Annotated in this window: 28 protein-coding genes; 17 read left to right on the top strand and 11 right to left on the bottom strand. The window is 39.1% G+C overall.

Going from position 1 to position 25,936, the window contains the following annotated elements; genetic code table 11:
• Positions 1-49 precede the first annotated feature (49 nt).
• Positions 50-367, top strand: a complete 318-nt coding sequence (gene glpE / locus H5089_RS12145; protein ID WP_010554397.1) for a thiosulfate sulfurtransferase GlpE — start codon at positions 50-52, stop codon at positions 365-367.
• Entirely contained in the window at positions 364-1,182 is an 819-nt protein-coding gene (glpG, locus tag H5089_RS12140) for a rhomboid family intramembrane serine protease GlpG (protein ID WP_024595695.1), read from the top strand. The genes glpE and glpG overlap by 4 nt, the downstream gene beginning before the upstream one ends.
• 3 nt (positions 1,183-1,185) lie before the next feature.
• On the opposite strand, the gene H5089_RS12135 is transcribed toward glpG, so the two are convergent.
• Positions 1,186-1,584 (bottom strand): flagellar basal body-associated protein FliL, encoded by a 399-nt coding sequence (locus tag H5089_RS12135; protein ID WP_002961049.1) that lies wholly within the window; start codon positions 1,582-1,584, stop codon positions 1,186-1,188.
• A gap of 154 nt (positions 1,585-1,738) precedes the next feature.
• Between H5089_RS12135 and H5089_RS12130 the strand changes: the two genes are divergently transcribed.
• Both H5089_RS12130 and ubiA read left to right on the top strand, forming a co-directional pair.
• A complete protein-coding gene (locus H5089_RS12130) occupies positions 1,739-2,278 on the top strand; it encodes a chorismate lyase (RefSeq protein ID WP_002961048.1) in 540 nt (179 codons plus the stop codon).
• Complete coding sequence (gene ubiA, locus H5089_RS12125) at positions 2,275-3,153, top strand: 4-hydroxybenzoate octaprenyltransferase (protein ID WP_039489667.1); 879 nt, start codon at positions 2,275-2,277, stop codon at positions 3,151-3,153. Before H5089_RS12130 ends, ubiA begins: the two co-directional genes overlap by 4 nt.
• 38 nt (positions 3,154-3,191) lie before the next feature.
• Here ubiA and H5089_RS12120 read toward each other — a convergent pair whose 3' ends face one another.
• The 3 genes from H5089_RS12120 to H5089_RS12110 all read right to left on the bottom strand — a co-directional run bounded on the left by H5089_RS12120 (position 3,192) and on the right by H5089_RS12110 (position 5,588).
• Positions 3,192-3,812, bottom strand: a complete 621-nt coding sequence (locus H5089_RS12120) for a 2OG-Fe(II) oxygenase (RefSeq protein ID WP_154903688.1) — start codon at positions 3,810-3,812, stop codon at positions 3,192-3,194.
• Between the two features lie 91 nt (positions 3,813-3,903).
• Complete coding sequence (locus tag H5089_RS12115; protein ID WP_002961044.1) at positions 3,904-4,788, bottom strand: LysR family transcriptional regulator; 885 nt, start codon at positions 4,786-4,788, stop codon at positions 3,904-3,906.
• Positions 4,789-5,165: 377 nt separating this feature from the next.
• Complete coding sequence (locus tag H5089_RS12110) at positions 5,166-5,588, bottom strand: DUF2721 domain-containing protein (protein ID WP_002961042.1); 423 nt, start codon at positions 5,586-5,588, stop codon at positions 5,166-5,168.
• Between the two features lie 75 nt (positions 5,589-5,663).
• On the opposite strand from H5089_RS12110, the gene H5089_RS12105 reads away from it, so the two are divergent.
• From H5089_RS12105 to tsaD, 3 genes are read left to right on the top strand one after another with little or no spacing between them, the layout of a single operon-like run.
• The gene (locus H5089_RS12105) at positions 5,664-6,017 is read left to right on the top strand and encodes a DUF2007 domain-containing protein (protein WP_002961041.1); all 354 of its coding nucleotides are present in this window, start codon (positions 5,664-5,666) and stop codon (positions 6,015-6,017) included.
• On the top strand, positions 6,010-6,600 hold the full coding sequence (locus tag H5089_RS12100) for a YjaG family protein (protein WP_002961040.1): 591 nt from the start codon (positions 6,010-6,012) through the stop codon (positions 6,598-6,600). Before H5089_RS12105 ends, H5089_RS12100 begins: the two co-directional genes overlap by 8 nt.
• Positions 6,601-6,638: 38 nt before the next feature.
• Positions 6,639-7,652 (top strand): tRNA (adenosine(37)-N6)-threonylcarbamoyltransferase complex transferase subunit TsaD, encoded by a 1,014-nt coding sequence (gene tsaD / locus H5089_RS12095; protein ID WP_182712279.1) that lies wholly within the window; start codon positions 6,639-6,641, stop codon positions 7,650-7,652.
• An 11-nt stretch (positions 7,653-7,663) separates the two neighbouring features.
• On the opposite strand, the gene plsY is transcribed toward tsaD, so the two are convergent.
• Positions 7,664-8,275: a glycerol-3-phosphate 1-O-acyltransferase PlsY gene (gene plsY, locus H5089_RS12090; RefSeq protein ID WP_002961038.1), complete on the bottom strand. Its 612-nt coding sequence runs from the start codon at positions 8,273-8,275 to the stop codon at positions 7,664-7,666.
• A gap of 230 nt (positions 8,276-8,505) precedes the next feature.
• On the opposite strand from plsY, the gene folB reads away from it, so the two are divergent.
• The 8 genes from folB (at position 8,506) to H5089_RS12050 (ending at position 14,679) form a co-directional block, all read left to right on the top strand.
• On the top strand, positions 8,506-8,865 hold the full coding sequence (folB, locus tag H5089_RS12085; RefSeq protein WP_024604056.1) for a dihydroneopterin aldolase: 360 nt from the start codon (positions 8,506-8,508) through the stop codon (positions 8,863-8,865).
• Positions 8,866-9,354, top strand: coding sequence for a 2-amino-4-hydroxy-6-hydroxymethyldihydropteridine diphosphokinase (gene folK / locus H5089_RS12080; protein ID WP_024604057.1), 489 nt, complete (start codon positions 8,866-8,868; stop codon positions 9,352-9,354).
• Positions 9,351-10,151 (top strand): undecaprenyl-diphosphate phosphatase, encoded by an 801-nt coding sequence (locus tag H5089_RS12075; RefSeq protein ID WP_182712278.1) that lies wholly within the window; start codon positions 9,351-9,353, stop codon positions 10,149-10,151. Before folK ends, H5089_RS12075 begins: the two co-directional genes overlap by 4 nt.
• Positions 10,152-10,327: 176 nt before the next feature.
• Entirely contained in the window at positions 10,328-11,683 is a 1,356-nt protein-coding gene (gene mpl / locus H5089_RS12070) for a UDP-N-acetylmuramate:L-alanyl-gamma-D-glutamyl-meso-diaminopimelate ligase (RefSeq protein ID WP_182712277.1), read from the top strand.
• Position 11,684: 1 nt separating this feature from the next.
• Positions 11,685-12,305, top strand: a complete 621-nt coding sequence (locus H5089_RS12065) for a flavin prenyltransferase UbiX (RefSeq protein WP_002961027.1) — start codon at positions 11,685-11,687, stop codon at positions 12,303-12,305.
• Positions 12,305-13,234, top strand: a complete 930-nt coding sequence (locus H5089_RS12060) for an ABC transporter ATP-binding protein (protein WP_182712276.1) — start codon at positions 12,305-12,307, stop codon at positions 13,232-13,234. Before H5089_RS12065 ends, H5089_RS12060 begins: the two co-directional genes overlap by 1 nt.
• Positions 13,235-14,002, top strand: coding sequence for an ABC transporter permease (locus H5089_RS12055; RefSeq protein WP_002961025.1), 768 nt, complete (start codon positions 13,235-13,237; stop codon positions 14,000-14,002). It begins immediately after the preceding gene.
• Positions 14,002-14,679 (top strand): tRNA (guanosine(46)-N(7))-methyltransferase TrmB, encoded by a 678-nt coding sequence (locus H5089_RS12050; RefSeq protein WP_182712275.1) that lies wholly within the window; start codon positions 14,002-14,004, stop codon positions 14,677-14,679. The genes H5089_RS12055 and H5089_RS12050 overlap by 1 nt, the downstream gene beginning before the upstream one ends.
• A 266-nt stretch (positions 14,680-14,945) precedes the next feature.
• Here the strand turns inward: H5089_RS12050 and H5089_RS12045 are convergent, their stop codons facing one another.
• Entirely contained in the window at positions 14,946-16,826 is a 1,881-nt protein-coding gene (locus tag H5089_RS12045) for a GGDEF domain-containing protein (protein WP_033020723.1), read from the bottom strand.
• A gap of 531 nt (positions 16,827-17,357) precedes the next feature.
• Here H5089_RS12045 and panP point away from each other — a divergent pair.
• Entirely contained in the window at positions 17,358-18,983 is a 1,626-nt protein-coding gene (panP, locus tag H5089_RS12040) for a pyridoxal-dependent aspartate 1-decarboxylase PanP (protein ID WP_024595231.1), read from the top strand.
• Between the two features lie 52 nt (positions 18,984-19,035).
• Here panP and serA read toward each other — a convergent pair whose 3' ends face one another.
• The 5 genes from serA to metK form a co-directional block, all read right to left on the bottom strand.
• Positions 19,036-20,265, bottom strand: a complete 1,230-nt coding sequence (gene serA / locus H5089_RS12035) for a phosphoglycerate dehydrogenase (protein WP_024595232.1) — start codon at positions 20,263-20,265, stop codon at positions 19,036-19,038.
• A gap of 9 nt (positions 20,266-20,274) precedes the next feature.
• Entirely contained in the window at positions 20,275-20,928 is a 654-nt protein-coding gene (gene rpiA / locus H5089_RS12030) for a ribose-5-phosphate isomerase RpiA (protein ID WP_002958979.1), read from the bottom strand.
• A gap of 53 nt (positions 20,929-20,981) precedes the next feature.
• Positions 20,982-21,578: a 5-formyltetrahydrofolate cyclo-ligase gene (locus H5089_RS12025; protein WP_182712274.1), complete on the bottom strand. Its 597-nt coding sequence runs from the start codon at positions 21,576-21,578 to the stop codon at positions 20,982-20,984.
• Between the two features lie 18 nt (positions 21,579-21,596).
• The gene (locus H5089_RS12020; protein ID WP_024595234.1) at positions 21,597-22,145 is read right to left on the bottom strand and encodes a hypothetical protein; all 549 of its coding nucleotides are present in this window, start codon (positions 22,143-22,145) and stop codon (positions 21,597-21,599) included.
• A gap of 175 nt (positions 22,146-22,320) precedes the next feature.
• Positions 22,321-23,472, bottom strand: a complete 1,152-nt coding sequence (metK, locus tag H5089_RS12015; protein ID WP_002958976.1) for a methionine adenosyltransferase — start codon at positions 23,470-23,472, stop codon at positions 22,321-22,323.
• Positions 23,473-23,776: 304 nt separating this feature from the next.
• Here metK and tkt point away from each other — a divergent pair, with 304 nt between their 5' ends.
• The gene (tkt, locus tag H5089_RS12010) at positions 23,777-25,768 is read left to right on the top strand and encodes a transketolase (protein ID WP_024604068.1); all 1,992 of its coding nucleotides are present in this window, start codon (positions 23,777-23,779) and stop codon (positions 25,766-25,768) included.
• The last annotated feature ends 168 nt before the right edge of the window (positions 25,769-25,936 follow it).

The raw sequence follows: 25,936 nt of genomic DNA, 5'->3' as shown, positions 1-25,936 counted from the left end.
AAGGGCGGCTTTAGCCGCCTTTTTTATACTATTAATTAAAGAGATTTCAATGGCATTTAAACATATTTCTATAGCGCAAACGTTAGAGCTTTTAGATAAAGAAGACGTGGTAATTGCAGATATTCGCGATCCTAATTCGTATCAAGCCGGTCGCATTCCAGGCTCAGAAGCACTTTCTAACGGTAATATCGCACAATTTATGATGGAAAAAGAATTCGATCAGCCAATTATTATTGTCTGCTACCACGGTATGAGCTCACAAGGCGCAGCTAGCTACTTAGTTGAGCAAGGTTTTGAAGACGTTTACAGTATGGATGGCGGCTTTACAGCTTGGGAAGCTGCTTACAGCGAGAAAGTAGAGCGATGATAGAGCTTGGCAGTTTAAATAACCCGCGCGCCGCACAGGGCTTTATAGATTATTTAAAAAGCCAAGGTTTACAAGGACAATTAAGCTCCTCAGATGGTAGCAATGTCATTATTAGTGTTGCGCCTGAGCATTTTCATCAAATACAACCTTTATGGGCCGAATTTACACAAAACCCTAACCATGAACGCTATCAACAAGCTTCATGGGATGTAGGTAGCACACAATCGCCGCTTAAATACCAAGGGCAATCACTTAATCTAATGACGCGATTTAAAGCGCTTAGCTGGTTAAATCAAACCGTAAGTATTGTAAGCGTTATAATTTATTTTGCTTTTTTACTAGGTGGTTTTGAGACCATTTACACCATGATGCAGTTTAAACCTACGCAGCCTTTAAGTTGGTTAACGCCCGCCCTCGTACATTTTAGCGCGATGCATATAGTGTTTAATTTAATTTGGTGGATGTCGCTTGGTGACAATATCGAAAAACAATGCGGTAAACTCACCCTAATAGGTTTGTTTTTAGTAACTGCACTTATAAGTAATTGGGCACAATACTTAATGGTTGGCCCCAATTTTGGCGGCTTGAGTGGTGTGGTGTATGGGCTACTTGGTTTTTGCTGGATTCATAGCTTTTTAAATCCTAACAAGCCTGCGCTTGTAAGTACGGCTATTGTTGGCTTTATGTTGATTTGGTTAGTGCTTGGGTTTGCTGATGTATTGTTTGTAGGTATGGCTAATTGGGCGCACTTAGGTGGGTTACTTAGCGGTATGGCTTTTGCCTATACCGCCAAAATATTTAACGCAAAACGTTAAATACTAATGATATAAATATTTAGTGAACAAGACTTCACGGATGATCTCTTGTCCTGTTTCTTCTTTTAGCAGGCTTTTTAGTTTTTCGGCGCACTTTGCACGTATTTCTTCACGGCCAGTAAGTGATTTTATTTTTTCTTCTGGTTCTTTAGATAAAATCTCTACTAGGGCATCACGAAGTAATGGCGTGTGGTGTTCAACCACTGCAATATCAGAAGTATCAGTAAGCATTAAATCAATAGTTACACGCACATAGCCCATTTTTTTACTTGATGCGCCAATGTAGTTGGTGATTATATCTGGCTCAAAACCAAAATAACCAACTGTGGATTCAGCACGAGCTGTAAAGCTTATAACGCTTACAAAGAACGTAAAAAGACCTGCGTATACTATTTTTTTCATATTTAAAGCGTTTCTTAAAACTTGTTACAAATAGTTTATACTTAATAGTAGGTAATAAACAGCGCCAAGCAATTATTTATGGTTATAAAACATCACTTTTTCAAAAGCTTTGGCAATGGTATCATCTCGTTGTTTTTTATTTTGTTGAGCTATTGTGATTACTTATCCTCTGTCTATATCTGCTAATTGGCAGTCCACTTCTTATATAAGTGACTTATCTCCTCTAGAGCAAGAGTGGCTTTTTGAACAGAATTCATTAACGGCTAAATTAAAAAGTAACTCAAAAACTTTTAATGTAAAGGTATTAAGTGAGCAGTTATTTACTTTAAGCCCAGAGCAAAACTTACTACTAAACAGCACAGCTAAAACAGCTATTAATAGAGAAGTTCTCTTACTGTGCGATAACAAACCTGTGGTGTACGCACAAAGCTGGCTTCCTAAAAATGATTCTATTAATCCTTTGCACAATATGGGCGAGCGTCCTTTAGGTGATGTGATTTTTCAAGACCCAGCATTAAAAAGAACGGATATAGAAATTGCTTATTTTGATGACACGCACCCTATTCAGCAATTAGTTACAAAATTGAACTTACCCGAGAAAAACTTACTAGGGCGTCGAAGTGTATTCTCACTCAAAGAATATAAGTTTTTAGTGTGTGAAGTGTTTTTACCTGGAGCATATTTATACTCATGAAATTAGCCGCTTTAAAGCCAAAACATATTCCTTATTATATACAGTTAATGCGTATAGATAAGCCCATTGGTACCTTGTTATTACTTTGGCCAACATACTGGGCTTTATGGCTTGCTAATAGTGGGATGCCGAGCTTACTCAACTTTATTGTATTTACGCTGGGCGTTGTTGTTATGCGTAGCGCAGGGTGTGTAATTAATGATTTTGCAGATAGAAAAATAGACGGCTCGGTAAAACGCACAGCTCAACGGCCGCTAGCTTCAGGACAGGTGAGTAGTGGTGAAGCACTTAGTCTATTTTTACTACTCATAGTTATTGCGTTCATTTTAGTATTAATGCTTAGCGTTAATACTATTTTGCTTTCTTTTGGTGCTTTGGCTTTAGCCTTTTGTTACCCCTTTATGAAGCGCTATACACAGTTACCTCAAGTTGTTTTAGGGGCTGCATTTGGTTGGGCTATTCCTATGGCGTATATGGCTTCAATTAATGCACTACCACAGCAGGCATGGTTATTATTTATAGCCAATATTTGCTGGACAGTGGCTTACGACACCATGTATGCGATGGTTGATAGGGACGACGATTTAAAAATAGGGGTAAAATCAACCGCTATTTTATTTGGTAAATACGACCGCCATATTATCTTTTTACTTAATGCTGTATTTATAGCGTTGGTTGCTTTTATTGGTATAAGCAATCATTTAAGTGTCGCATTTGGCGTTGGTTTAAGTATTGCTGTGGGCCTATTGGCATACCAACAAACGCTTATTCATAAACGTGAAAGAGATGCCTGTTTTAAAGCGTTTTTAAATAATCATTACGTGGGTTTGGCTATCTTTATAGGGTTATTACTTTCATACCCAATAGCATTTTAAAAGCCTCAATAAAGGCTGTTAAAATGCTCTATTAGGAGTTATCGGGGGGGATCAATAATGCCGCTAATAGAGGCGTTTTTCCTAAACCAGCCTGCAATAGAATAGCGATCGTCAACGGCGGGAAGTACTTCGTGGGCAAAGCGTTCGCTTTCAAACATTACTAATGTGCCAGCAGTTGGTTTAATTGTTATTTCTATCTCTTTACTTTTAGGTTTATAAATAACAAGTTCGCCACCTTGCTTAGGCGTATTTAAATAAAGTACCGTTGTAAATACTCGATTAGAGCGACCTTTAAATGCATCTAAGTGCTTTTTGTAAAAATCACCCTGTGTATATTTTGCATAATGGCATTCGTAATCAAATAACCCCATAAAAAAACTGCGATTTAACGTGGTCTTTATACTTTGCATTATTGCTTGATAGGTAAGCTGTGCTTGAGAGCTGCCGTCAAACCAATAGGTTTTATCAGTACGTACGGCTTTATCTATTTGTAAGTCATTTAATCGACCAATACCAGCAAGGCTAAAGTGAGGGTTTATACGGTGGCAGTCTGCAACTAAATCGTTAACTAAATCGGCAATAAGCGCGTTATGAATTACGGTATATCCTTGGCGTTCTATATCATCTAAATAGACATCAGGACCAAAAAGTGTGTTCATTCACATCAGCTGTTTAAAAAAGGTGCGACAGTGTAGCCGAAAAGCTGTTAAAAGCTACTGTTTATTGTGCCGCACTTTTTGAAACATCAGATTAGCTAAATGCAGCACCCGCTTTTTTTATAAGCGATAGTAAATGCTCTACATGTTCAGTAATCGACGTCTGTTGGCTTGTTTGTACAACGAGTTGTTCGTGGTTTAAACCTTTATTTGTTTTAAGTTGTACTAATTCAGAATTCTCTGCGATTGCATTAGCATGTTCAATGCTTGCAATAGCAAAATGATCTGATTTAACTACACCTGCCATTACTTGCTCAATACTGCCCACTTTAATACTTGATGATTTATTTAAAGAATCAATTGCTTCATTAAGCATAGTTTGTACTTGTTTAGACTCAGAGAAACAGCCAAACATCGGGTAGCTATCAAGGTTTTGTTTACTTATATCGTTTTTATGGGCAAGAGGGTGGTTTTTTGAAACAAATAACACAAGCTGATCAGGTAAGTGAATGTCACTGCCAATACTATTAATAGCTTGAGAGTATACGCTAATGTCTATTTCACCTTGTTGGAGTTTGCGTGTTAGCTCTTGCTGATCTTGTAGCTGCATCTCAATTTTTATATGAGGGTATTGAGCTAAAAACTGCCCACAAGAAATAGGTACTATGCTGCTTGCCTTATTGGTATACCCAATAACGAGCTTTTCATTGGCATTACCGTTTACTGATTGAAAAATCCGCTTTTTCGTTAGCTCAAGTTCCGATAGGGTCGTTTTAGCATATTCTAGAAAAAGCTCGCCTTCTGGCGTTAATTTAACAGAGCGTGTTGAGCGTTTTACTAACTCATATCCCATTTCATCTTCAAGTGTTTGAATGCTGCGCGTTAGCGCTGAAGTACTAATTTGGGTTTGTTCAGCAGCTTGTCTAAAATGACGTAATATACCAAGTGCTACAAATTGCTCTAATTGTTCAAATCTCACTTTATAGTCCCTTTTTATAAGTAAGTCGCAGATACCACGGACATCAAATATATTAATTTTTATTCTAAAGTTTAGTAAAATTCTATATTGAAATACGGTTGCAAGTTCATACGTGTTTCCAGCAGGATACCCCCCTTTTAGTATTAATTAAAGAGAAAAGCGACCAAATAGTATTACTTTTTAAATTCATAACTAGTTGTTTATTGTATTTTATCTATGTTTTTGCAATGGGCTAGCTAAGTAAACTTATTTGTAGTCAGTAAGTTAGTTAGTATATTTGGATTAAATTGTTCTAATTAATAAAAAAGTACGCCCCAAAAAGGGGCGTTCATACAACATGATTGTGACAAATAATAGAGTGTTTTATTTATAATAAACTATTTTACAAAATTTCTATTTATTCGGCTACTTAGTGGTTTATTTTCAATGCTTTGCAGTTCTATCTCGATTGCATCACAGGAAATATGTATTTCAAATAAAGACGTTAATAACGATAAACTTAAGCAAGCTAAGCTAATGCCAAATAAAATAATTCCTGTGGCATTAAACTCAATAAATAATGCAAACATTGATAGTGTACACAGTAGAAAAGAGGCTACCCCGTACACTTGCATCGTTCTAATTAGCTTAATACGTTTACGTAAGTTAGTGATTTGAGCCACTACAACAGGCCGAATAGATTCACCTTCACGCGCATTTAGCTCCCTAATTAATTGCGCTAAAACTAAAAATCGGTTTGTATAGGCGAGTAATAGCAGCGATATGGCCGGAAAAAGTAAGCCTGGGGTTGTTAGTGTCATGTTTATTCCTTAAAAGTACAGCATGCTAATAATTTAGCGCAGGATATTGTTAACACAAAATAAATGAGGTGAATATTGCAAAATATTAATAATAACAATTCAACAGATAGCTCTTTTCAATGGGTTACAATTTATAAAGCTGAAAATACCTTGGAAGCGAATATCGTAAAAGGCTTAATACAAACTGCTGGAATAGAGTGTAAAATTAAAGGCGAGATGCTCCAAGGGGCGCTTGGAGAAATTCCATATGATCAGGCGCAAGTTAGTGTGCAGGTTTATGCGATAAAAGAGCGCCATGCGCGGCAAATATTGGTAAACTATCAACAAGTAAAACAATCCGCTCCAGATTGGGTATGCCCTAATTGTAATGAGCATAATGGATCAACATTTGATTTTTGTTGGTCGTGTGAGACGTTAAAGAATGACTAAAGCAAATAATTTTCAGCGTATTAGAGAGCTTAACTATTTACAAAAGGCCGTCTTAGCAAGTGCTTTAATAGAGCGAATGCTGCCAAATTACGGTTTATTTAGCGAAGCAACGGGGTTTGGTGATGAAACCTTATTACGTAATTCGCTTAATGTTTGTTGGGAAAAAATCTTACTGCCTAAAAGTAAAATAGATCTCGAAAAACAAGTTGAAAAAATAGAGCCAAATGTTCCTGAACTTGCTGATTTTGATATGTTTGGTACTTATCCTGCTATTGATGCTGCAACGTCTTTACTTAGCTTAATGCACGGTTTAGTGGCGCAAGATGAGCAAGAGTTCATTAGTGTGAGCAAAATATCTCAAGCAACAGTGGCTCGCTTTATTGAATATCAAATGACGGTTGAAGGTGAGATTGCTGATAACACAGCAGTGAGAGAGCACCCATTAATGCAGTACGAAATTGAAGTATTAGGTGAGCTAATTGATTTTGTAGAAAATATGGGGCGTATTACCTCTGATAGCGTAAAGGCACTTAAAAAGTTTGCCCTTGAAGATGGCCAAACAAATATTGGTCTTACGTTATAAAAGAAGCAAAGTAGAATTTAAAAGGCAGGAGAAGTACAGTGCGAATTTTAGGCATTGAATCGTCATGTGATGAAACGGGTATTGCAATATATGATGACGAAAAAGGCTTGTTAGCTCATCAATTATACAGCCAAGTAAAAGTACACGCTGATTACGGCGGTGTAGTGCCGGAACTTGCATCGCGCGATCATGTTCGTAAAACATTACCACTTATAGATGCAGCATTTGCACAAGCAGGTTGTGGCCCTGAAGATTTAGACGGTATTGCTTATACTGCAGGCCCAGGTCTAGTTGGTGCATTATTGGTAGGTACGTCTATTGGTCGTTCATTAGCATACGGTTGGGATATACCTGCGGTAGCAGTACATCACATGGAAGGGCATTTACTTGCTCCGATGCTTGAGGAAAATACCCCTGAGTTTCCGTTTATTGCATTGCTTGTATCGGGCGGTCATACCATGATGGTTAAAGTAGCGGGTATTGGACAATACGAAGTACTAGGTGAGTCAGTTGATGATGCCGCAGGCGAGGCCTTTGATAAAACGGCTAAGTTACTTGGTCTTGATTACCCCGGTGGCCCACGCTTAGCTAAAATGGCCGAACAAGGCGTAGCAAAGCGCTTTGTATTTCCTCGCCCTATGACCGACAAGCCAGGTCTTGATTTTAGTTTTAGTGGTTTAAAAACAGCGGCATCAATCACGATTCGTGAAAATGACGACGATGATCAAACCAAAGCTGATATAGCGCATGCATTTCAAACTGCGGTTATTGATACCCTCGTTATTAAGTGCAAGCGTGCGCTTAAACAAACAGGTATTAAGCGTTTGGTCATCGCCGGTGGTGTGAGTGCAAATACACAGCTTCGACTGCAGCTCGAACGCGTAATGAAAGGTATGAAAGGCGAAGTGTTCTATCCGCGTACTGAATTTTGTACCGACAATGGTGCAATGATTGCTTATGCTGGAATGCAACGCTTAAAAGCAGGGGAATTTGCCACGCTTGATATGAAAACAAAACCTCGTTGGCCTATAGATAGCCTTGAGCCGATTTAATGAATCATATTTTAGATATTTTTGTTTTCATCGGTGGGTGCTTTTTTAGCACCCACTTTTGGTTCTTCCCCACTAAATAATCGAATAATATTAGTACGGTGACGAAATATAATTAACAGCGTGATAAAAGTAACGGGAAGAGTATAAAGTGGCTTTATTAGCCATGTATACAAGGGCGCTAAAGATACAGCTACAAGCGCCGCCAGTGATGAATAGCGTGTTATTGCCACTATAACTAACCAAGTACACACAAGTAAACCTGCCAATGATAAGCCAATAGGTAATAATGAGCCAAATGCCGTTGCTACGGCTTTACCGCCTTTGAAGCTAAAAAACAGTGGGTACATATGGCCTAAACAAGCAGCTACTGCGACTAAACCAAGCTCTAAAGGTTCAACTTCTAAAAAATAAGCCCCCCATACCGGAATAGTGCCTTTTAAAATATCAAACACTAGAACCAAGCAAGCCGGAAATGCTCCGCCTAATCTATAAACATTTGTAGCTCCTGGGTTGTTAGAACCACTATTACGAGGGTCTGGGAGTTTGAACAACCGCGACACTAAAATAGCCGACGAAATCGACCCAAGTAAATAAGCTAAAACAAACATTATAGTGGCTAACACGCGCTTCCTTATTTTTTAATTGCTATACCAATTGATAGTGCTTTTAGGCTATTATTGGCAGCAAAATTTATCGTAAAAATTATTAACGGGCTATTTAATAGCTAGTTTAGTTATTTTGCTATTGTAGAAGTTATTTTTACATATTTAAACACTGGCTAAACCATATACAGTATTAATTTTATTGATGCTTAGTATAATTGCTTAGTAGTTTGTTGTTATTTGGAGTATCAATGGATAAGGTTTTTATATCTCAATTGCACGTCGACACTATTATTGGAGTGTACGACTTTGAAAAAGAAAGTAAACAGAGCCTTTATTTTGATATTGAAATGCTAAGCGATATTAAGCCTGCAGCTGAAAATGACGATATTAATTTAGCACTCGATTACTCAAAAGTAAGTGAGCGAGTTATTGAGCACTGCACTTTAAAACCTGTAGAGTTGCTAGAAACTTTAGTTGAACAATTAGCGCATATTATTTTAAGCGAGTTTAATACTCCACAAGTTACTATAAGAGTAAGTAAACCAGCAGCAGTAGCACAAGCGCAAACTGTAGGTGTTGAAATTACACGTGTTAAGGCAACTGACTAAATGGCTCAAATTTATATCAGCCTAGGGTCAAATATAAATAAAGCGCATTATATACAATGTGCATTAATTGCACTTAAGCAGCACTTTGAACATATTGTACACTCGTCTGTTTTTGAAAGTGAAGCAGTAGGGTTTGCTGGCAATAATTTTTATAATTCAGTCGTTGGCGCTACAACTGATATGTCGCTTGTTGATGTATGCGCTTTATTAAAACAAATAGAGCGTGATAATGGACGCACAGCGAACGATAAAAAGTTTAGTCCACGAACGCTCGATTTAGATTTACTATTTTATGATGATGTAATTTGCGCTTCTCCAGCACAATTACCACGAGATGAAATAACTAAAAACGCATTTGTATTACAACCTCTTAGCGAGGTTGCCCCAGATTTCTATCATCCTGTAGCTAAACAAACGATTGCGCAGTTATGGAATGAATATAATAACCCTCAACAAAAGCTATGGAAGGTGGAGTTTTCTAACCCATGAGTATCATCGAAATAATTATTTTAGCCCTCATACAGGGATTTACTGAGTTTTTACCAATATCTAGTTCTGCGCACTTAATTCTCCCATCGCAAATTTTAGGCTGGGAAGATCAAGGGCTTGCGTTTGACGTGGCAGTCCATGTTGGTACTTTAATTGCCGTTGTTATTTATTTTCGCAAAGAGGTCGTCGACATACTCAGTGCGTGGTTTAAATCCTTTGGAACACAGGGTACTAGTGATGATAGTAAGCTAGGTTGGTGGATAATTTTAGGCACTGTGCCTGCCGCTATTTTAGGCTTACTTTTAAAAGACTTTATAGAGTTGTACCTACGAAGCGCTTGGGTAATTGCTACTACCACAATTGTGTTTGGTTTATTGCTTTGGTACGCGGATGCAAAAGGTAAGCAAATTAAAACTATTTATCAGCTTAATTGGAAAACAGCACTTATTATTGGTTTTGCACAAGCTGTTGCAATGATCCCGGGAACTTCTCGCTCAGGTATCACGATGACTGCTGGTTTAATGCTTGGAATGAATAAGCAAAGCGCAGCGCGTTTTTCGTTCTTACTGGCAATTCCAATTATTTCTATGATGGGGCTTTATTATACTGCAGAGCTTGCTTTGGGTGACCATGTGGTTGATTGGAATACATTATTACTAGGTGTAGTGCTATCGTTCTTATCGGCTTATGCATGTATATTTATGTTTTTAAAAGTAATAGAGCGAATGGGCATGTTGCCATTTGTGATATATCGTTTATTGCTCGGTGTAGGTTTAATAGTATTTTTAATGATGTAGCAAATAATGACTAATAAAAAAGCCTTCTAATTAAGAAGGCTTTTTTATTATCAAGTGGTCATTTTGGCACGAGTGAATTGTGCAGACGTACATAGTAACTAAGCACGAATTTTGGCATTATACCGCCATTAAACTTTGCATAGCTGTAAAGTGAGCATACGATTTAAGGAAAGTATATGCATATACATATTTTGGGCATTTGTGGCACGTTTATGGGCGGTATTGCAGCCATTGCTAAATCGTTGGGTCATAAAGTAACGGGTTCCGATCAAAACGTTTACCCACCAATGAGTACGCAACTTGAAGAGCTTGGCATTGAACTGACTCAAGGCTACGACGTATCTCAATTAGAGCCAAAGCCAGATATGGTCGTTATTGGTAATGCAATGAGCCGTGGTAACCCGTGTGTTGAATATGTGCTTGATAAAGGCCTGCCTTATACATCTGGCCCTGAATGGCTTAAGCATAACTTACTGCAAGATTCTTGGGTACTTGCGGTTGCTGGTACGCATGGTAAAACAACCACAGCAAGTATGCTTGCGTGGGTGTTAGAGTACGCAGGTTTAAAACCAGGGTTTTTAATTGGCGGCATAGTGCAAAATTTTGGTGTATCGGCAAAAGTGGGTGAAACGCCATTTTTTGTTATTGAAGCAGATGAATACGACACTGCTTTTTTTGATAAGCGCAGTAAGTTTGTACATTACCTCCCGCGTACACTTATCTTAAATAATCTTGAATTCGATCACGCTGATATTTTTGAAGATTTAAACGCAATAAAAAAACAATTTCATCACTTAATGCGTACATTACCTCAAAGCGGCAAGGTAATTTGGCCAAAGCAAGACGTAGCGCTTAATGATGTAATAGCACAAGGGCTTTGGAGCGAAAGCGAAACGCTAGGCGATGATTGGAGCTATGAATTAATAAAAGCCGATGGAAGTGAGTTTAATGTATTACTTAATGGCGAAAAGCAGGGCACTGTCTGTTGGCAAGCAATAGGCGAGCATAACGTTAAAAATGCGATTATGACTATCGCAGCAGCGCGCCATGTGGGTATAGCCATTGATCATAGCATTGATGCGTTAGGAGAATTTATTAGCCCTAAAAGGCGTATGGAGCTAAAGGCGGATATAAATAATATTAAAGTGTATGACGACTTTGCGCATCACCCAACAGCAATTAAAACTACGCTTGCAGGATTGCGCGCAAAAGTAGGCGATGAAAAAATTATCGCTGTTTTAGAGCCGCGCTCAAACACTATGAAAATGGGCGTGCACCAATATACATTATTAGATTCACTGCGTGATGCTGACAACGTACTCCTTTTTGAACCAGAGAATCTAAATTGGTCGCTAAAAGAGCAAGCAGATAAAGCAGGCATGCAGTGCTTTAGCAGCACGCAAACAATTATTGATACGGTGCTTGAAAATATTGAGCCTAATCAGCATATTTTAATTATGAGCAATGGCGGCTTTAATGGCCTTCATCAACACCTTGTTGATGGCTTAGCTGATAAATACAGCGGAGAATAGTGTGCAGTTTAAAGATAGAATTACGCTCGCTTTTAGTGGTGCATCGGGTGCGCCTTATGGGCTTAGGTTACTTGAAGTATTACTAGAGCAGCAATTTCAGGTCTACGTTCTCATTTCAAGTGCAGCACGCGTGGTGCTTGATACAGAATCAAATATTAAGCTCTCTGGAAATGAAGATAAAGCCACAGAGCAGTTAAGTACGCTGTTTAATGCCAAACCTGAACAACTAAAAGTATACGGTAAAGATAACTGGTTTAGTCCTGTGGCTTCGGGCTCTGCTGCTCCTAAAAAAATGGTAGTATGCCCATGTAGTGCCGGATCGGTTTCTGCAATTGCAGTGGGAGCGTCTGATAATTTATTAGAACGCGCCGCTGATGTGGTAATTAAAGAACGCGGACAGCTCATTTTAGTGCCTCGCGAAACACCATTTAACGAAATTCATTTAGAAAACATGCTTAAGTTATCTCGTTTAGGGGTAACAATTATGCCAGCCGCCCCTGGTTTTTATCATAAGCCACAAAGTATCGAAGACTTAGTTGATTTTATGGTGGCGAGAATTTTAGATCATTTAAACATTGAGCATAACCTAACAAAACGTTGGGGTTATGGTGAGGGTAAGTAATGAATAAGCAAAATATTGCTTTAAATATAGAAGGCCTTACCAAGGTTTATAAAAATGGTGTTGAGGCAATTAAAGGCGTTGATTTACAAGTTGAAGAGGGCGATTTTTTCGCTTTGCTTGGTCCAAATGGAGCCGGTAAATCAACCACTATTGGTGTTATTTCGTCACTTGTTAATAAAACAAAAGGCAAAGTAGAAGTTTTTGGCTGTGATATTGATACTCATTTAGAAGCTGCAAAAGCGCATTTAGGCTTAGTGCCGCAAGAGTTTAACTTTAGCCAGTTTGAAACGCTTAGCCAAATACTGGTTAACCAAGCCGGTTATTATGGTGTGCCACGTGGTGAAGCCCATAAACGTGCTGATAAATACCTAGCGCAGCTAGGTTTGTTAGAGAAAAAAGACAAGCAAGCTCGTACGCTTTCAGGCGGAATGAAACGTCGATTAATGATTGCACGCGCCCTTATGCACGAGCCAAAATTACTTATACTTGATGAGCCAACAGCGGGTGTAGACATAGAGCTTCGTCGTTCAATGTGGGATTTTTTACGCCAAATAAATGAGCAAGGCGTTACTATTATTTTAACCACACACTACCTTGAAGAAGCTGAGTTACTGTGTAAAAACATAGCGATTATTGATTCTGGTCGAATTGTTGAAAACACCACCATTAAAGCACTGCTTGCAAAACTTGATAAAGAAACCTTTATTTTAGATTTAAAAATGCCAGCAAACCCTGTCACGCTTGAAGGTTATAAGTTTACGATGACGGACGATCATACTGTTGAAGTAGAAGTCGCTAAATCACAGGGCTTAAATGCGGTATTTAGCGCATTAACAACCCAAGGAAATACAGTATTGAGTATGCGAAATAAAGCAAACAGACTAGAAGAGTTATTTGTAGGATTATTAGAGCAAGGGCGGGGCGAATAAATGTTTAAATATGGCGTAGCCTTAAAGAGTTTATGGATTAAAGAGTGTATTCGTTTTTTACGTATCTGGGTACAAACCTTAGTGCCGCCAGCAATTACGATGAGCTTATATTTTGTTATTTTTGGTAACTTAATTGGTTCACGTATTGGTGATATGGGCGGCTTTAGTTATATGGAGTTTATTGTACCTGGCCTTATAATGATGTCGGTTATTACTAATTCCTATTCCAACGTAGCCTCTAGTTTTTACTCAACAAAATTTCAAAAAAGCATTGAAGAGCTTTTAGTTGCACCTGTACCTAATTACATCATTGTACTGGGTTATATGGGCGGCGGTATGACGCGCGGTATTATGGTGGGCTTTATAGTTACTTGTGTATCGTTATTATTTGTTGATATTCAAATTCATAATATTTTTGTAATTATGGCGACCGTTATTTTAACCTCAGCTGTGTTTGCTTTAGGTGGCTTAATTAATGCAATTTATGCAAATAGCTTTGACGATATAAGTATTATTCCCACCTTTATACTAACGCCATTAACTTACTTAGGCGGTGTATTTTATTCAATTACGTTATTGCCAGAATTTTGGCAAAACGTATCGCAAATAAACCCTATTATTTACATGGTAAATGCATTTCGCTATGGCTTTTTAGGTGTGTCGGATGTTGATTTAAGTGTAGCGCTAGGTGTTATTTTGGTGTTTATTACGGTGTTATTTACTTTAGCGCTAACTTTAATTAAAAAAGGTGTGGGGCTAAGACACTAATGAGTGATGCAAATTCACGTAGTATTGTATCTAATCAAGCGGGTATTCACGAAAAGCTTGATGAAATAGTAAATAAGCATTTAGATGCTGAATTTAAAAAGCCAATAGCAGCGCATACCCAAGCCGCATTTGACGAGGTTAATGCTAAAGTACAAGCCTTTAGTGGCCCGCTTATTTTAGACTCGTGTTGTGGCGTGGGTGAAAGCTCAGCTAACTTAGCTAAGCGCCACCCTGATGCACTTATAATTGGTATTGATAAATCGTCGCACCGATTAGATAAGCATGATGTTGAATATAAGCAAACCGACAGTGGTCAGTACATTTTAGTGCAAGCAGATTTAAATGACTTTTGGCGTTTAGCGGTAGCCGCCAATTGGCAACCTACGCACCATTATTTGTTGTATCCAAACCCGTGGCCTAAATCTAAGCATATTCGTAGGCGCTGGCATGGCGCAGCTATTTTTCCATTTATTGTTAAGTTAGGTGGAAAATTAGAAGTGCGCAGCAATTGGGATATTTACGTTAAGGAGTTTGCTCGGGCGCTTGAATTAACAGGCAACCCTTGCGATGTAACACTTTATGAGTCAGACGATGCAATTACGCCTTTTGAGCGTAAATACTGGGCCAGTGGCCAGCAAAGCCACCGACTCGTTATAAACTTACCTAGGGCGTGTTGACCTTTCATGATTGATTTTGCAGCAGCATGTTTGGTTTTTAGGCAAGGCGGAGCCTATGTAGTGTGGTTATTCCCCATAAATAGGCGATAACGCAGCATAAAGACCAAACATGTGCTGCCCTTTGGGTTCTTTCTAGGGACGATTAACTCTTTGTTGCTCAGTTTTTACTTAGCCCACTAGGTTACAAACCTCGCGCCGCGATTTAATCGCCCCTAGATTGAACAAATTTCAATCCACAAAGCTCAACACGCCCTGGTTAAAGTAAGTTAAAGTGCTAATTCTTCTGTAACCGTATTAACATGTGGCACTGGGTGGGCAAAATAATTGCCTTGCATTAGTGTCACATTCGCCTTTTTAAGTGCGGTTACTATGGTTGTATTTTCTACCGATTCTGCCATTAATTGTAAACCAAGTTGATTAGCAAAGCTGGCTATATGCTCAATAAACAAGTAGATATCTTTGTCATTCACTATTTGCTTTATTAGTGCGCCATCTAATTTAATACCATCTACTTCAAGCTTAAGTACGTTTGATATATTTGAATAACCACTACCAAAGTCATCAATAATAACCTTAACGCCTTTCGTTTTAACCATGCCAATAAATGCTTTTACTTCAGAGAAGTTGGCAATAGCTTGGGTTTCTAAAAGCTCTAATGTGATATTACCAGGATGCGGGTAGCGCTTAAGTTCGTCCGCAATAAACTCACTTAAATTAGGGTCGAGCATATCTTGTGCTGTTATATTTAAACTCCAGCAAATATCGGTTTTTCTAAAGCGACTAACACATTGTGAAAATATAGTACGGGTAAGTATTCCGTCCATTCTTGAGCGGGTAACAACATTTAAAAATGCATCAGGTTTTAATACTTCCCCTTGCGCTGTTACCATTCGAGCTAAACATTCGTATTGAACGACCTTATTGGTATTTGTGTCAATAATGGGTTGAAAGTAAGGCACTATACGATTGTTATCAAACGCTTCTCGCACTTCTTTAGCCATTTCTACATTGTATTGATATTGCGTTTTTACATCGTGTAGCGCTTTTGAGTAGTTAACTACACTATGCCTGCCTTGTTTAGCTTGCAGCGCTGCTATATGAGCGTTTTCAAGTAGTAGCGATTTATTACCACTGGCAATACCTGCACATAGGGTTATGTAGATAAAAGGGTCAGTTAATACCGGTGTATTAAAGTTATATGTTTTTACGAGGTCGGTAAATTCGTCATTACTCATTTCCTTAGGCGCGAGTAATACTATTTTATTTGTTGCTAGTCTGTATATATGGCAATGCGTAGAGCTTCTAAGTTTAAAGTGAATAAGTAAGTTTTTCATTACCTTGTCACCCACTTCAGTGCCATAAAAACTGTTTATATCTTCTATTTCATTAACCCAAATAACGGCTAATTGCATGTGATGTGCATTACTTTTTTTAATAAAGTACTCAAGTGCAATATGATTTGAAAAACCAGTACTTGAGTCAGTTGCTAAAGACCGTTTTAGTAAATAAATATATATGGCGGCAACGAGTATCGCGATAAAAAAGAAGAAGCTAGCCATTGCAGCTGCTTTTGATACGCTTTCTTTAAGTTTCTCGTTTAAATCATAAATAGTTATATCGGCACCCGTTAAATAGGTATTGCCGTTGATTGGGTCAACGTAAGGAATAAAAATTGTTTTAAAGTGGCCCCACTGATCGCTCGATATTTCAAATACTGGCTCTGTTGAATAAAAAGCACTTATATTTGCATCGGTAGCTTCAGGGTAGAGATCTAAAAATTGAGTTACCTTGCCATTATTCTGATCGTCTTGCGTGTAGCTTGATGAGCTAAAAAGCACCTTACCGTCTTTTAAAATCATTGAATAGACATAAGCAATATCAAGTGCTTGAGCAAACTCAGAGAGTTGTTTACTTTTATCTTGATAGTAAGAAAAACTTATATTATCGCCTTGATTAACCGCACTTAAATAATCGTCACCTAAAATATGTTTAACGCTGGTGGCGGCATTAAGTAAGCGATTATCAACCGACTGCATTATTTCAGCACGCGTGGTTTGGTAAGTGTAGTAAACGTAGGTTAGCAAGCTTATTAAAAACAAGCTAAAGCCTGCCACTATCCAACTAACTTTGACTCTTCCTTCTGGCATATGTGTCCCTTTTTTGTTATCAAATTTATTATACCCAAAATAAGTAAATGCCCAATAAATAATTAGGTTTGGTAGAGTTTTAATTAGGGTCTGTTTATCTTTGCGGATTATAATTTGTTCAAACTAGGGGCGATTTAATCGCGGCGCGAGATTTGTAACCTAGTGGTCTAAGTAAAAACCGAGCAACAAAGAGTAAATAGACCCTAGGCAGAACCCTTTGGGCAGCGCCTGTTTGGCATTAATGCTACGTTATCGCCTATTTATGGGGAATAACCACACTACATAGGCGCTGCCCTGCCTAAATACCAAAAGACTGCTGCAAATTTAACCTTGAAAGATAAATAGACCCTAAATTATCATTTTTTTGTCATCGCTTTGATTGCTTTTATAGGTTTAAACGAGACATTTTAGTTATATTGCAGTAAAGTTAGCGCAATTTTTAAAGAAACACGATTGCTCCAAATGTCCTAATAAGTAGGCGTTTTTGATGGGTAAGCGCGTGTTTTAGATACACACACACTAGGTATTAAGATGGATCAAAAGCGTTGTGCCGTCGCCTCTAAAGAAAGCCTTAAGCGTATATTTACTGTACCTGAAGCGCCAGACTCAACTTTAAGCAAAATCGAGCTTGAAATTTCGAGTAATTTAGCAGGTTTTTTAAACGAAAATATAGCGGCAATTGAAAAACCATTACATGAAATAGAAAAAGATTTTCAATCGGCAGTGATCCCAGAAGATCCAACGTTTGTCTCTGCTTATGCCCAAGACATAATGGAGCAGCTTGTTGCACATTCTGTGCATACAGCTGCGCCTAGTTTTATTGGTCACATGACCTCTGCCTTGCCGCACTTTTTATTACCGCTGTCAAAATTGATGGTAGGGCTAAATCAAAATCTAGTAAAAATAGAAACATCTAAAGCGTTTACGCCTCTTGAGCGTCAAGTGCTTGGGATGATGCATCATTTAGCTTATGGGCAAGAAGACTCATTTTATTCTAAATGGATGCACAGTGCTAAAACCTCATTAGGTGCATTTTGCTCTGGTGGTACGGTTGCTAATATTACTGCGCTTTGGATTGCGCGAAACCGCTTATTAAAACCTGATGGCGATTTTAGAGGTATTGGCGCACAAGGCTTAATTGCTGGTATGCTGCATTACGGTTATAAAGGTTTAGCAGTATTAATATCAGAACGCGGACATTACTCATTAGGTAAATCGGTTGATTTACTCGGCATTGGTCGCGATAACTTAATTGGTATTAAAACCTGTGAAAATAATAAAGTTGATGTAGGAGCGATGCGTGAAAAAGCACGTGAGCTTGAAGCGCAAGGCATTAAAGTAATGGCGATTATTGGGGTCGCGGGAACAACCGAGACCGGTAATATTGATCCACTTGATGAAATGGCCGACTTAGCACAAGACATTAACTGCCATTTTCATGTAGATGCTGCATGGGGGGGAGCGACCCTTTTATCGAGTACGCACCGTCCTTTACTAAAAGGGATTGAGCGAGCAGATTCAATTACCATCGATGCACATAAACAAATGTATGTACCAATGGGAGCGGGTTTGGTTTTATTTAAAGACCCCGCTGCAACTGATGCAATAGAGCATCACGCTGAGTACATATTACGTAAAGGTTCAAAAGACTTAGGTAGCCACACGCTTGAAGGCAGCCGACCGGGTATGGCAATGTTAGTACACGCTTGCTTACGTGTTATTGGTCGTAAAGGTTACGAAATGCTGATTGATCGAAGCATCAAAAAAGCACATTACTTTGCTGATTTAATTAAGGCTGATGAAGACTTTGAGCTTATTTCGGAGCCTGAGTTGTGCTTATTAACGTATCGTTATGTACCTAAGCAAATTAAACAAGCAATAGCCGATGCAGATGCTGCAACTCGGTTAGATATTTTTGCTTCACTGAACCGTTTTACTGCCAGTATGCAAAAGCGTCAACGCGAGTCTGGTCGCTCATTTGTATCACGTACACGCTTAACGCCTTCTAAATACGACAATCAACCAACGGTTGTATTTAGAGTGGTTCTTGCTAACCCGCTTACCTCAGGCGCTATTTTAAAAGAGATATTAGCTGAGCAAAAAGAGTTGGCTGCAACAGATCCGGTATTCAAAAAATACTTGAGAAAGTATATGTAATCTAAATACAAAAAAGGGTCCATAAGGACCCTTTTTTAATATCAAAGAATGGTTAATGTAAAATACGTGCTCTAATTGTACCCTCAACAGCGCTCAGTTCTTTAAGTGCTACTTCAGATTGATCTGTATCAACATCAATAACTACATAACCAATAGATGCGTCTGTTTGTAGGTATTGCGCAGCAATATTAATACCGTGCTGTGCAAACGCTTGGTTAATTTGCGTTAGTACACCTGGGCGGTTGTGGTGTACGTGTAATAAACGGCTACGATTAGCAAGCTCAGGTAGCGATACTTCAGGGAAGTTAACCGCAGTAATAGTTGAGCCATTATCTGAATATTTAGCCAATTTACCCGCTACTTCAATACCAATGTTTTCTTGCGCTTCTTGTGTAGAACCACCAATGTGCGGCGTTAAAATAACATTGTCGAATTGGCGCAGTGGCGATACAAATTCTTCATCGTTAGATTTTGGCTCAGTAGGGAACACATCGATTGCTGCACCACTTAGTTTTTTCTCTGTAAGCGCTTCTGCAAGAGCATCAATATCAACAACAGTTCCGCGTGATGCATTGATCAAAATAGACCCCTGCTTCATAACTGCAAGTTCTGCTGTACCAATAAGGTTTTTAGTTTGCGGGGTTTCTGGTACATGTAAGCTAATAATATCAGAGCGTTGTAACAGCTGAGTAAGGTTATGAACTTGTGTTGCATTACCCAGTGATAACTTATCTTCGATATCGTAAAACTCCACGTTCATACCGATATTTTCAGCCATAATACCTAGCTGAGTACCAATGTGACCGTAGCCAATAATACCTAATGTTTTACCACGTGCTTCAAACGAACCATTTGCTGTTTTTAACCAGCCACCACGATGAGCCGCTGCATTACGCTCTGGAATACCACGTAATAAAAGTAGAATTTCGCCAAGTACAAGTTCAGCAACTGAACGAGTATTAGAAAATGGAGCGTTAAATACAGCAATACCACGTTCGCGTGCAGCATCTAAATCAACTTGGTTTGTACCAATACAAAAACAACCAATAGCAACTAGCTTTTCAGCTGAGTCTAATACAGCTTGGTTAATATGAGTACGAGAACGAAGTCCTACAAAGTGAACATCTTTAATGCGCTCTTTAAGCTCGTCCTCAGGTAAGGATGTTTTAACGTAGTCGATATTGCTGTAACCGTTACGTTTTAGCGTTTCAACAGCGCTTTGGTGAACACCTTCAAGCAAGAGAATTTTAATTTTGTCTTTTGCTAACGATACCTTACTCATAACCTCATCCTATTTAATTTGTGGCCCATTTTTGGTACCGATAATCACTTTATCAGCACCTCGCATCGCAAATAGGCCGTTGGTAACTACGCCAACAATTGAATTTATTTGTGTTTCAAGTTGTTTGGCATTGGTAATTTTTAAGTTAAATACATCTAATATAACGTTACCATTATCGGTAACTACGCCTTGGCGATAAACAGGGTCACCACCAAGTTTTAATAATTCTCGTGCAACGTAGCTGCGCGCCATTGGAATAACTTCCACCGGAAGCGGGAAGTCGCCCAATGTATCTACCAGCTTTGTGTCATCAACAATACACACAAACTGTTTTGCAACTGCTGCTACTATTTTTTCACGTGTTAGCGCTGCGCCGCCGCCTTTAATCATTTCGTTTTGAGCGTTTATTTCGTCAGCGCCGTCAACGTATACATCTAAAGCATCAACGTTATTAAGTTCAAACACTTCAATACCTAACGCTTCCAAACGTGCAGTTGACGCTTCTGAGCTTGATACAGCGCCTACAATAGTGTCCTTTACTGAGCCAAGGGCATCAATAAAGTGATTAACAGTAGAGCCTGTACCGACACCTACAATGGTGTTTTCTTTTACAAACTCGAGTGCTGCCCAAGCAGCTGCTTTTTTTAATTCGTCTTGTGTCATTGCTTTGTGCTCATGTATGTCAGAAATATGCGGTTAGTAACCAAAATTAAATGTTACCAACAGTATGTTTTATCTGGGGTGATAATGGTTTTAAGAGGTACGTCCCATGACTCGATTGGTAGAGCATCAACTTTTTGGCATTCATGTGCAAGGCCAATTAGTTGTGGTTTTTGCCAATTTTGTTCGTGTAAACGCGCCAATGTCCGGTCGTAAAACCCACCTCCCATTCCTAGGCGATTACCTTGTTTATCAAATGCCACTAATGGCATAAGGAGGTAATCAAGCGCTGGTAATGGGCATATTTGAGAGCAGTTCAGCTTAGGCTCCAAGATACCATAGCGATTTGCCCTCATGGGTGAGTTTTTCTCATAGCGCTGAAATAGTAAATTAGCGCCATTGAATGGGTGTATTATAGGTAGATAAACAGCATGGTTTAAGTTCCATAATTCTTTAATTAACAATGAAGTGTCTAGTTCTCCGTCGTTACTTGAATAAATGGCAATATGCTTTGAATTCGTTGTATTTTCGCTTTTTAAGTGTTGAATAAAATTCATTTTTAGCGATTGCGCAGCAATTATTTGCTGATTATTTGACAAGTTTTTACGGGTGTTACGAATTTCAGCTCTTATTTGTGCGCGTTTATTGCTCATTAAACTAATTAGCCATTTTTAAAAAGAGAATAAATCGGGAAAAATTAAAAAAACAGCCAGTACGACTAGCAAAATGGTGGCAGTTGCAATCAATGAATATAAAAGTAAGTTACTGCGTTTTTTAGGAGTCGCTAAATCCTCATCTAGCATTAGGTCGTCATTTTGCCATTCGTCTACACTTTCGTCTGGTGTATTTAATTGAGCTTCAGGAAGGCGTTGCTCTAGCTCATCTAGCTTTTCTTCAAGGCGTATTAAGCTGCTAGTGATGTAATCAAGTGCATCAAAAATACGTTCATCACGTTGGTTGTTATTTGCAGCTGCGGGGGAGCTATTTTGAATCGCATTTGAAACAGCTTGCAGCTTACTTTTAATACCTAGGCTTGCTAATAACTTAGTCTGTTTTAACGCTTTGTCTTTATCGCTTGGCGCAAACAGCGGCTTACCTTTAAAAAAAAGAGCTACTTTTTCATCTGACGTTTTTAATTTTGCAGCTAAGTTTGCGCACGCTGTTTTTATGTCAACGTTATCGGCAAGTCCTGCAAATATAACGCGAAAGTTATCGGCCATTTAACTATCCCTAAAGCTTTTATAATGAAATGAGTATATACCTAAAGTACAAAAGAATTCGAGGTTGATTTTATAGTTATTTTGTAGACGTACTACAAACAATGTAACTGATAAGTTTTAGATACAAAAACGGCCCTATTAAGGGCCGTTTTTAATTTACTTCAACACTTTTAGCTTAAAGGCCAGCAGCTGCACGAAGTGCATCAGCTTTATCTGTACGTTCCCAAGGGAATTCGTCACGACCAAAGTGGCCGTAAGCCGCTGTAGGAAGGTAGATAGGGCGCTCTAAATCAAGCATTTGAATTAAGCCGTAAGGGCGCAGGTCAAAGTGTTCACGAATAAGTTCGATTAAACGGCTTTCTTCTAACTTGCTTGTACCAAACGTTTCAACGCTGATAGATGTAGGCTCTGCAACACCGATTGCGTAAGAAACTTGTAATTCACATTTATCAGCAAGGCCAGCCGCAACTACGTTTTTAGCAACGTAACGTGCAGCGTATGCAGCTGAGCGGTCAACTTTTGATGGATCTTTACCAGAGAAAGCACCACCACCGTGACGAGCCATACCACCGTATGTATCAACGATGATTTTACGACCTGTTAAACCACAATCGCCCATTGGTCCGCCAATTACAAAGCGACCCGTTGGGTTAATGAAAAATTTAGTCGCGCTTGTAATAAGCTCTGCAGGAAGTACCGGCTTGATGATAGTCTCCATCACCGCTTCTACTAAATCTTTTTGCGAAATGTCTTCGCTGTGCTGAGTAGATAGTACTACTGCATCAATACCTACTGGCTTACCATTTTCGTATGCAAAAGTAACTTGAGATTTTGCATCTGGACGTAACCAGTTAAGCTCGCCGCTTTTACGTACTTGCGCTTGGCGCTGTACTAAACGGTGTGAGTAAGTAATTGGCGCAGGCATTAGTACTTCTGTTTCGTTACATGCGTAACCAAACATAAGACCTTGGTCGCCAGCACCTTGTTCTTCTGGGCTAGTACGGTCAACACCTTGGTTAATGTCAGGAGACTGTTTACCAATAGTGTTTAAAATTGCACATGAATCTGCATCGAAACCCATGTCTGAATGCGTGTAGCCAATTTCACGTACTGTTTTACGTGTAATTTCTTCAATATCAACCCATGCGCTAGTAGTGATTTCACCACCAACCATAACCATACCTGTTTTTACGTAAGTTTCGCACGCAACACGGGCATGAGAGTCTTGCTCTAGGATAGCATCAAGTACCGCATCAGAGATTTGATCGGCGATTTTATCCGGATGACCTTCAGAAACTGATTCAGAAGTAAATAAATGTTTTGCCATTGTAATTCTGCTCACAAATATTGCGCTTCACAAACGTCGGTATTAGCGCTAAAAAATTAAGGGGCGTATTTTATCGAAAACAAAACACCTTGCATAGTGTTTTTACGCCTAGACGTCTAAATAAAATTACTAATAACTTTTTGGTCTTAAAAAATATTCATAATGCCTCACTTTTATAGGGTTTTTAATTGCACACAGCCCCCACAATAAGTAAGAATGGTCGATATAAACAAACCCAAGTTACTTGGGTGCATAAACAAACACATAAATACCCGCGCAAATACACATAAAGGTAGGAGAATTCATGCCATCTCGCAAAGAACTTGCAAATGCTATTCGCGTCTTGTCAATGGACGCAGTACAAAAGGCCAAATCTGGTCACCCTGGAGCCCCTATGGGCATGGCTGATATCGCAGAAGTATTATGGCGCGATTATCTAAAACACAACCCAACAAATCCAGAGTGGGCTGACCGTGACAGATTTATTCTTTCAAACGGCCACGGTTCAATGCTTATCTATTCTCTATTGCATCTAAGTGGTTACGACTTACCACTGGACGAAATTAAAAACTTCCGTCAAATGCATTCTAAAACACCAGGTCATCCAGAATATGGTTACGCACCAGGAATCGAAACTACTACGGGTCCATTAGGTCAAGGGATCACAAATGCCGTAGGTATGGCAATTGCCGAAAAAGCACTTGCTGCACAGTTTAACCGCGAAGGTCACGATATTGTTGATCACTTTACCTATGCATTTATGGGCGATGGCTGCCTTATGGAAGGTATTTCTCATGAAGCTGGTTCACTTGCAGGCACATTAGGTCTGGGTAAACTTGTTGCATTTTGGGATGACAACGGCATTTCAATCGATGGTGAAGTAGAAGGTTGGTTTACAGATGACACGCCAGCTCGCTTTAAAGCATACGGTTGGCATGTAATTAGTGGTGTTGATGGCCACGACAGCGATGCTATAAGTGCTGCAATTGCAGAAGCTAAAAGTGTTACCGATAAACCATCACTAATTTGTTGTAAAACAATTATTGGTTACGGCTCACCTAATAAATCTGGTAGCCACGATTGTCACGGTGCACCACTAGGTGATGACGAAATTAAAGCGTCTCGCGAATTCTTAGGTTGGACTGGCGATGCGTTCGAAATTCCTGATGATATTTACGCACAATGGGATAGCAAAGAAAAAGGTCAGCAGCTTGAATCAAGCTGGGACGAAAAATTTGCAGCATACGCAAAAGCATACCCAGAGCTTGCAGCTGAATATAAGCGTCGTATTAATAACGAACTGCCTGGCGATTGGGCTGAAAAATCTCAAGCGTACATTGAGCAATTACAAGCAAACCCTGCAAACCCAGCGTCTCGTAAAGCATCGCAAAATGCATTAAACGCATTTGGTCCGTTATTACCAGAATTTATGGGTGGCTCAGCCGATTTAGCAGGCTCAAACTTAACAATTTGGGATGGCTCTAAAGGTTTAACACACGACGATGCAAGCGGTAACTACATTTACTACGGTGTACGTGAGTTTGGTATGTCGGCAATTATGAATGGTATTGCCCTTCATAAAGGCTTTATTCCTTACGGTGCTACGTTCTTAATGTTTGTTGAATATGCAAAAAATGCCGTACGTATGGCTGCATTAATGAAGCAACCAAGCATTTTTGTATACACGCACGATTCAATCGGTTTAGGTGAAGATGGTCCAACTCACCAACCAGTAGAGCAAATTGCAAGCATGCGTTTAACGCCTAACTTATACAACTGGCGCCCATGTGACCAAGTTGAGTCGGCAATTGCATGGCAACAAGCTATTGAGCGTAAAGACGGTCCTACATCGTTAATCTTTACTCGCCAAGGTCTTGAGCAACAAGCGCGTGACGCACAGCAATTAAGCGATGTTAAAAAGGGTGGTTACATCCTTAGCTGTGACGGCAATCCTGAAATTATTTTAATTGCAACGGGTTCTGAAGTGCAACTAGCACAAGATTCAGCAACTGAGCTACGCAGCCAAGGTAAAAAGGTACGTGTTGTATCTATGCCATGTACTGATGCCTTTGAAGATCAAAGCGCAGAGTATAAAGAAAGCGTATTACCGGCATCTGTTACACGCCGCGTAGCAGTAGAAGCAGGTATTGCTGACTACTGGTACAAGTACGTAGGTCTAAATGGCGCAGTAGTAGGTATGACTACCTTTGGTGAGTCGGCACCTGCTGGTGAGCTGTTTGAGCACTTTGGTTTTACAGTGGCAAACATTGTAAGCAAAGCAAACGAGCTTTTTTAATCGCTTTGATTAAATAAAGTAAGTAATTGAAAAACCCGCACATGTTGCGGGTTTTTTTATGCCCTAACATGAAGCAACTTCACCTTGAACAATGCTGCTTTCCTTGCAAGAAAGTAAGCTATCAGGCAAGGTAGTGCGATAAAATTTATAAATAAAAATCTTAAATTA

This window comes from Pseudoalteromonas sp. SR45-1 (assembly GCF_014163655.1).
GTDB classification, from domain to species: domain Bacteria; phylum Pseudomonadota; class Gammaproteobacteria; order Enterobacterales; family Alteromonadaceae; genus Pseudoalteromonas; species Pseudoalteromonas distincta.
The sequence above is the reverse complement of the archived record's forward strand: the minus strand, read 5'-3'. Positions and strand labels throughout refer to the sequence as shown.

Bases quoted from the DNA above. Each gene is read 5' to 3' on its own strand.
- glpE (WP_010554397.1), top strand. From the start codon at position 50: ATGGCATTTAAACATATTTCTATAGCGCAAACGTTAGAGCTTTTAGAT.
- glpG (WP_024595695.1), top strand. From the start codon at position 364: ATGATAGAGCTTGGCAGTTTAAATAACCCGCGCGCCGCACAGGGCTTT.
- H5089_RS12135 (WP_002961049.1), bottom strand. From the start codon at position 1,584: ATGAAAAAAATAGTATACGCAGGTCTTTTTACGTTCTTTGTAAGCGTT.
- ubiA (WP_039489667.1), top strand. From the start codon at position 2,275: ATGAAATTAGCCGCTTTAAAGCCAAAACATATTCCTTATTATATACAG.
- H5089_RS12120 (WP_154903688.1), bottom strand. From the start codon at position 3,812: ATGAACACACTTTTTGGTCCTGATGTCTATTTAGATGATATAGAACGC.
- H5089_RS12110 (WP_002961042.1), bottom strand. From the start codon at position 5,588: ATGACACTAACAACCCCAGGCTTACTTTTTCCGGCCATATCGCTGCTA.
- H5089_RS12100 (WP_002961040.1), top strand. From the start codon at position 6,010: ATGACTAAAGCAAATAATTTTCAGCGTATTAGAGAGCTTAACTATTTA.
- folB (WP_024604056.1), top strand. From the start codon at position 8,506: ATGGATAAGGTTTTTATATCTCAATTGCACGTCGACACTATTATTGGA.
- folK (WP_024604057.1), top strand. From the start codon at position 8,866: ATGGCTCAAATTTATATCAGCCTAGGGTCAAATATAAATAAAGCGCAT.
- H5089_RS12075 (WP_182712278.1), top strand. From the start codon at position 9,351: ATGAGTATCATCGAAATAATTATTTTAGCCCTCATACAGGGATTTACT.
- mpl (WP_182712277.1), top strand. From the start codon at position 10,328: ATGCATATACATATTTTGGGCATTTGTGGCACGTTTATGGGCGGTATT.
- H5089_RS12060 (WP_182712276.1), top strand. From the start codon at position 12,305: ATGAATAAGCAAAATATTGCTTTAAATATAGAAGGCCTTACCAAGGTT.
- H5089_RS12055 (WP_002961025.1), top strand. From the start codon at position 13,235: ATGTTTAAATATGGCGTAGCCTTAAAGAGTTTATGGATTAAAGAGTGT.
- H5089_RS12050 (WP_182712275.1), top strand. From the start codon at position 14,002: ATGAGTGATGCAAATTCACGTAGTATTGTATCTAATCAAGCGGGTATT.
- H5089_RS12045 (WP_033020723.1), bottom strand. From the start codon at position 16,826: ATGCCAGAAGGAAGAGTCAAAGTTAGTTGGATAGTGGCAGGCTTTAGC.
- panP (WP_024595231.1), top strand. From the start codon at position 17,358: ATGGATCAAAAGCGTTGTGCCGTCGCCTCTAAAGAAAGCCTTAAGCGT.
- serA (WP_024595232.1), bottom strand. From the start codon at position 20,265: ATGAGTAAGGTATCGTTAGCAAAAGACAAAATTAAAATTCTCTTGCTT.
- rpiA (WP_002958979.1), bottom strand. From the start codon at position 20,928: ATGACACAAGACGAATTAAAAAAAGCAGCTGCTTGGGCAGCACTCGAG.
- H5089_RS12025 (WP_182712274.1), bottom strand. From the start codon at position 21,578: ATGAGCAATAAACGCGCACAAATAAGAGCTGAAATTCGTAACACCCGT.
- H5089_RS12020 (WP_024595234.1), bottom strand. From the start codon at position 22,145: ATGGCCGATAACTTTCGCGTTATATTTGCAGGACTTGCCGATAACGTT.
- metK (WP_002958976.1), bottom strand. From the start codon at position 23,472: ATGGCAAAACATTTATTTACTTCTGAATCAGTTTCTGAAGGTCATCCG.
- tkt (WP_024604068.1), top strand. From the start codon at position 23,777: ATGCCATCTCGCAAAGAACTTGCAAATGCTATTCGCGTCTTGTCAATG.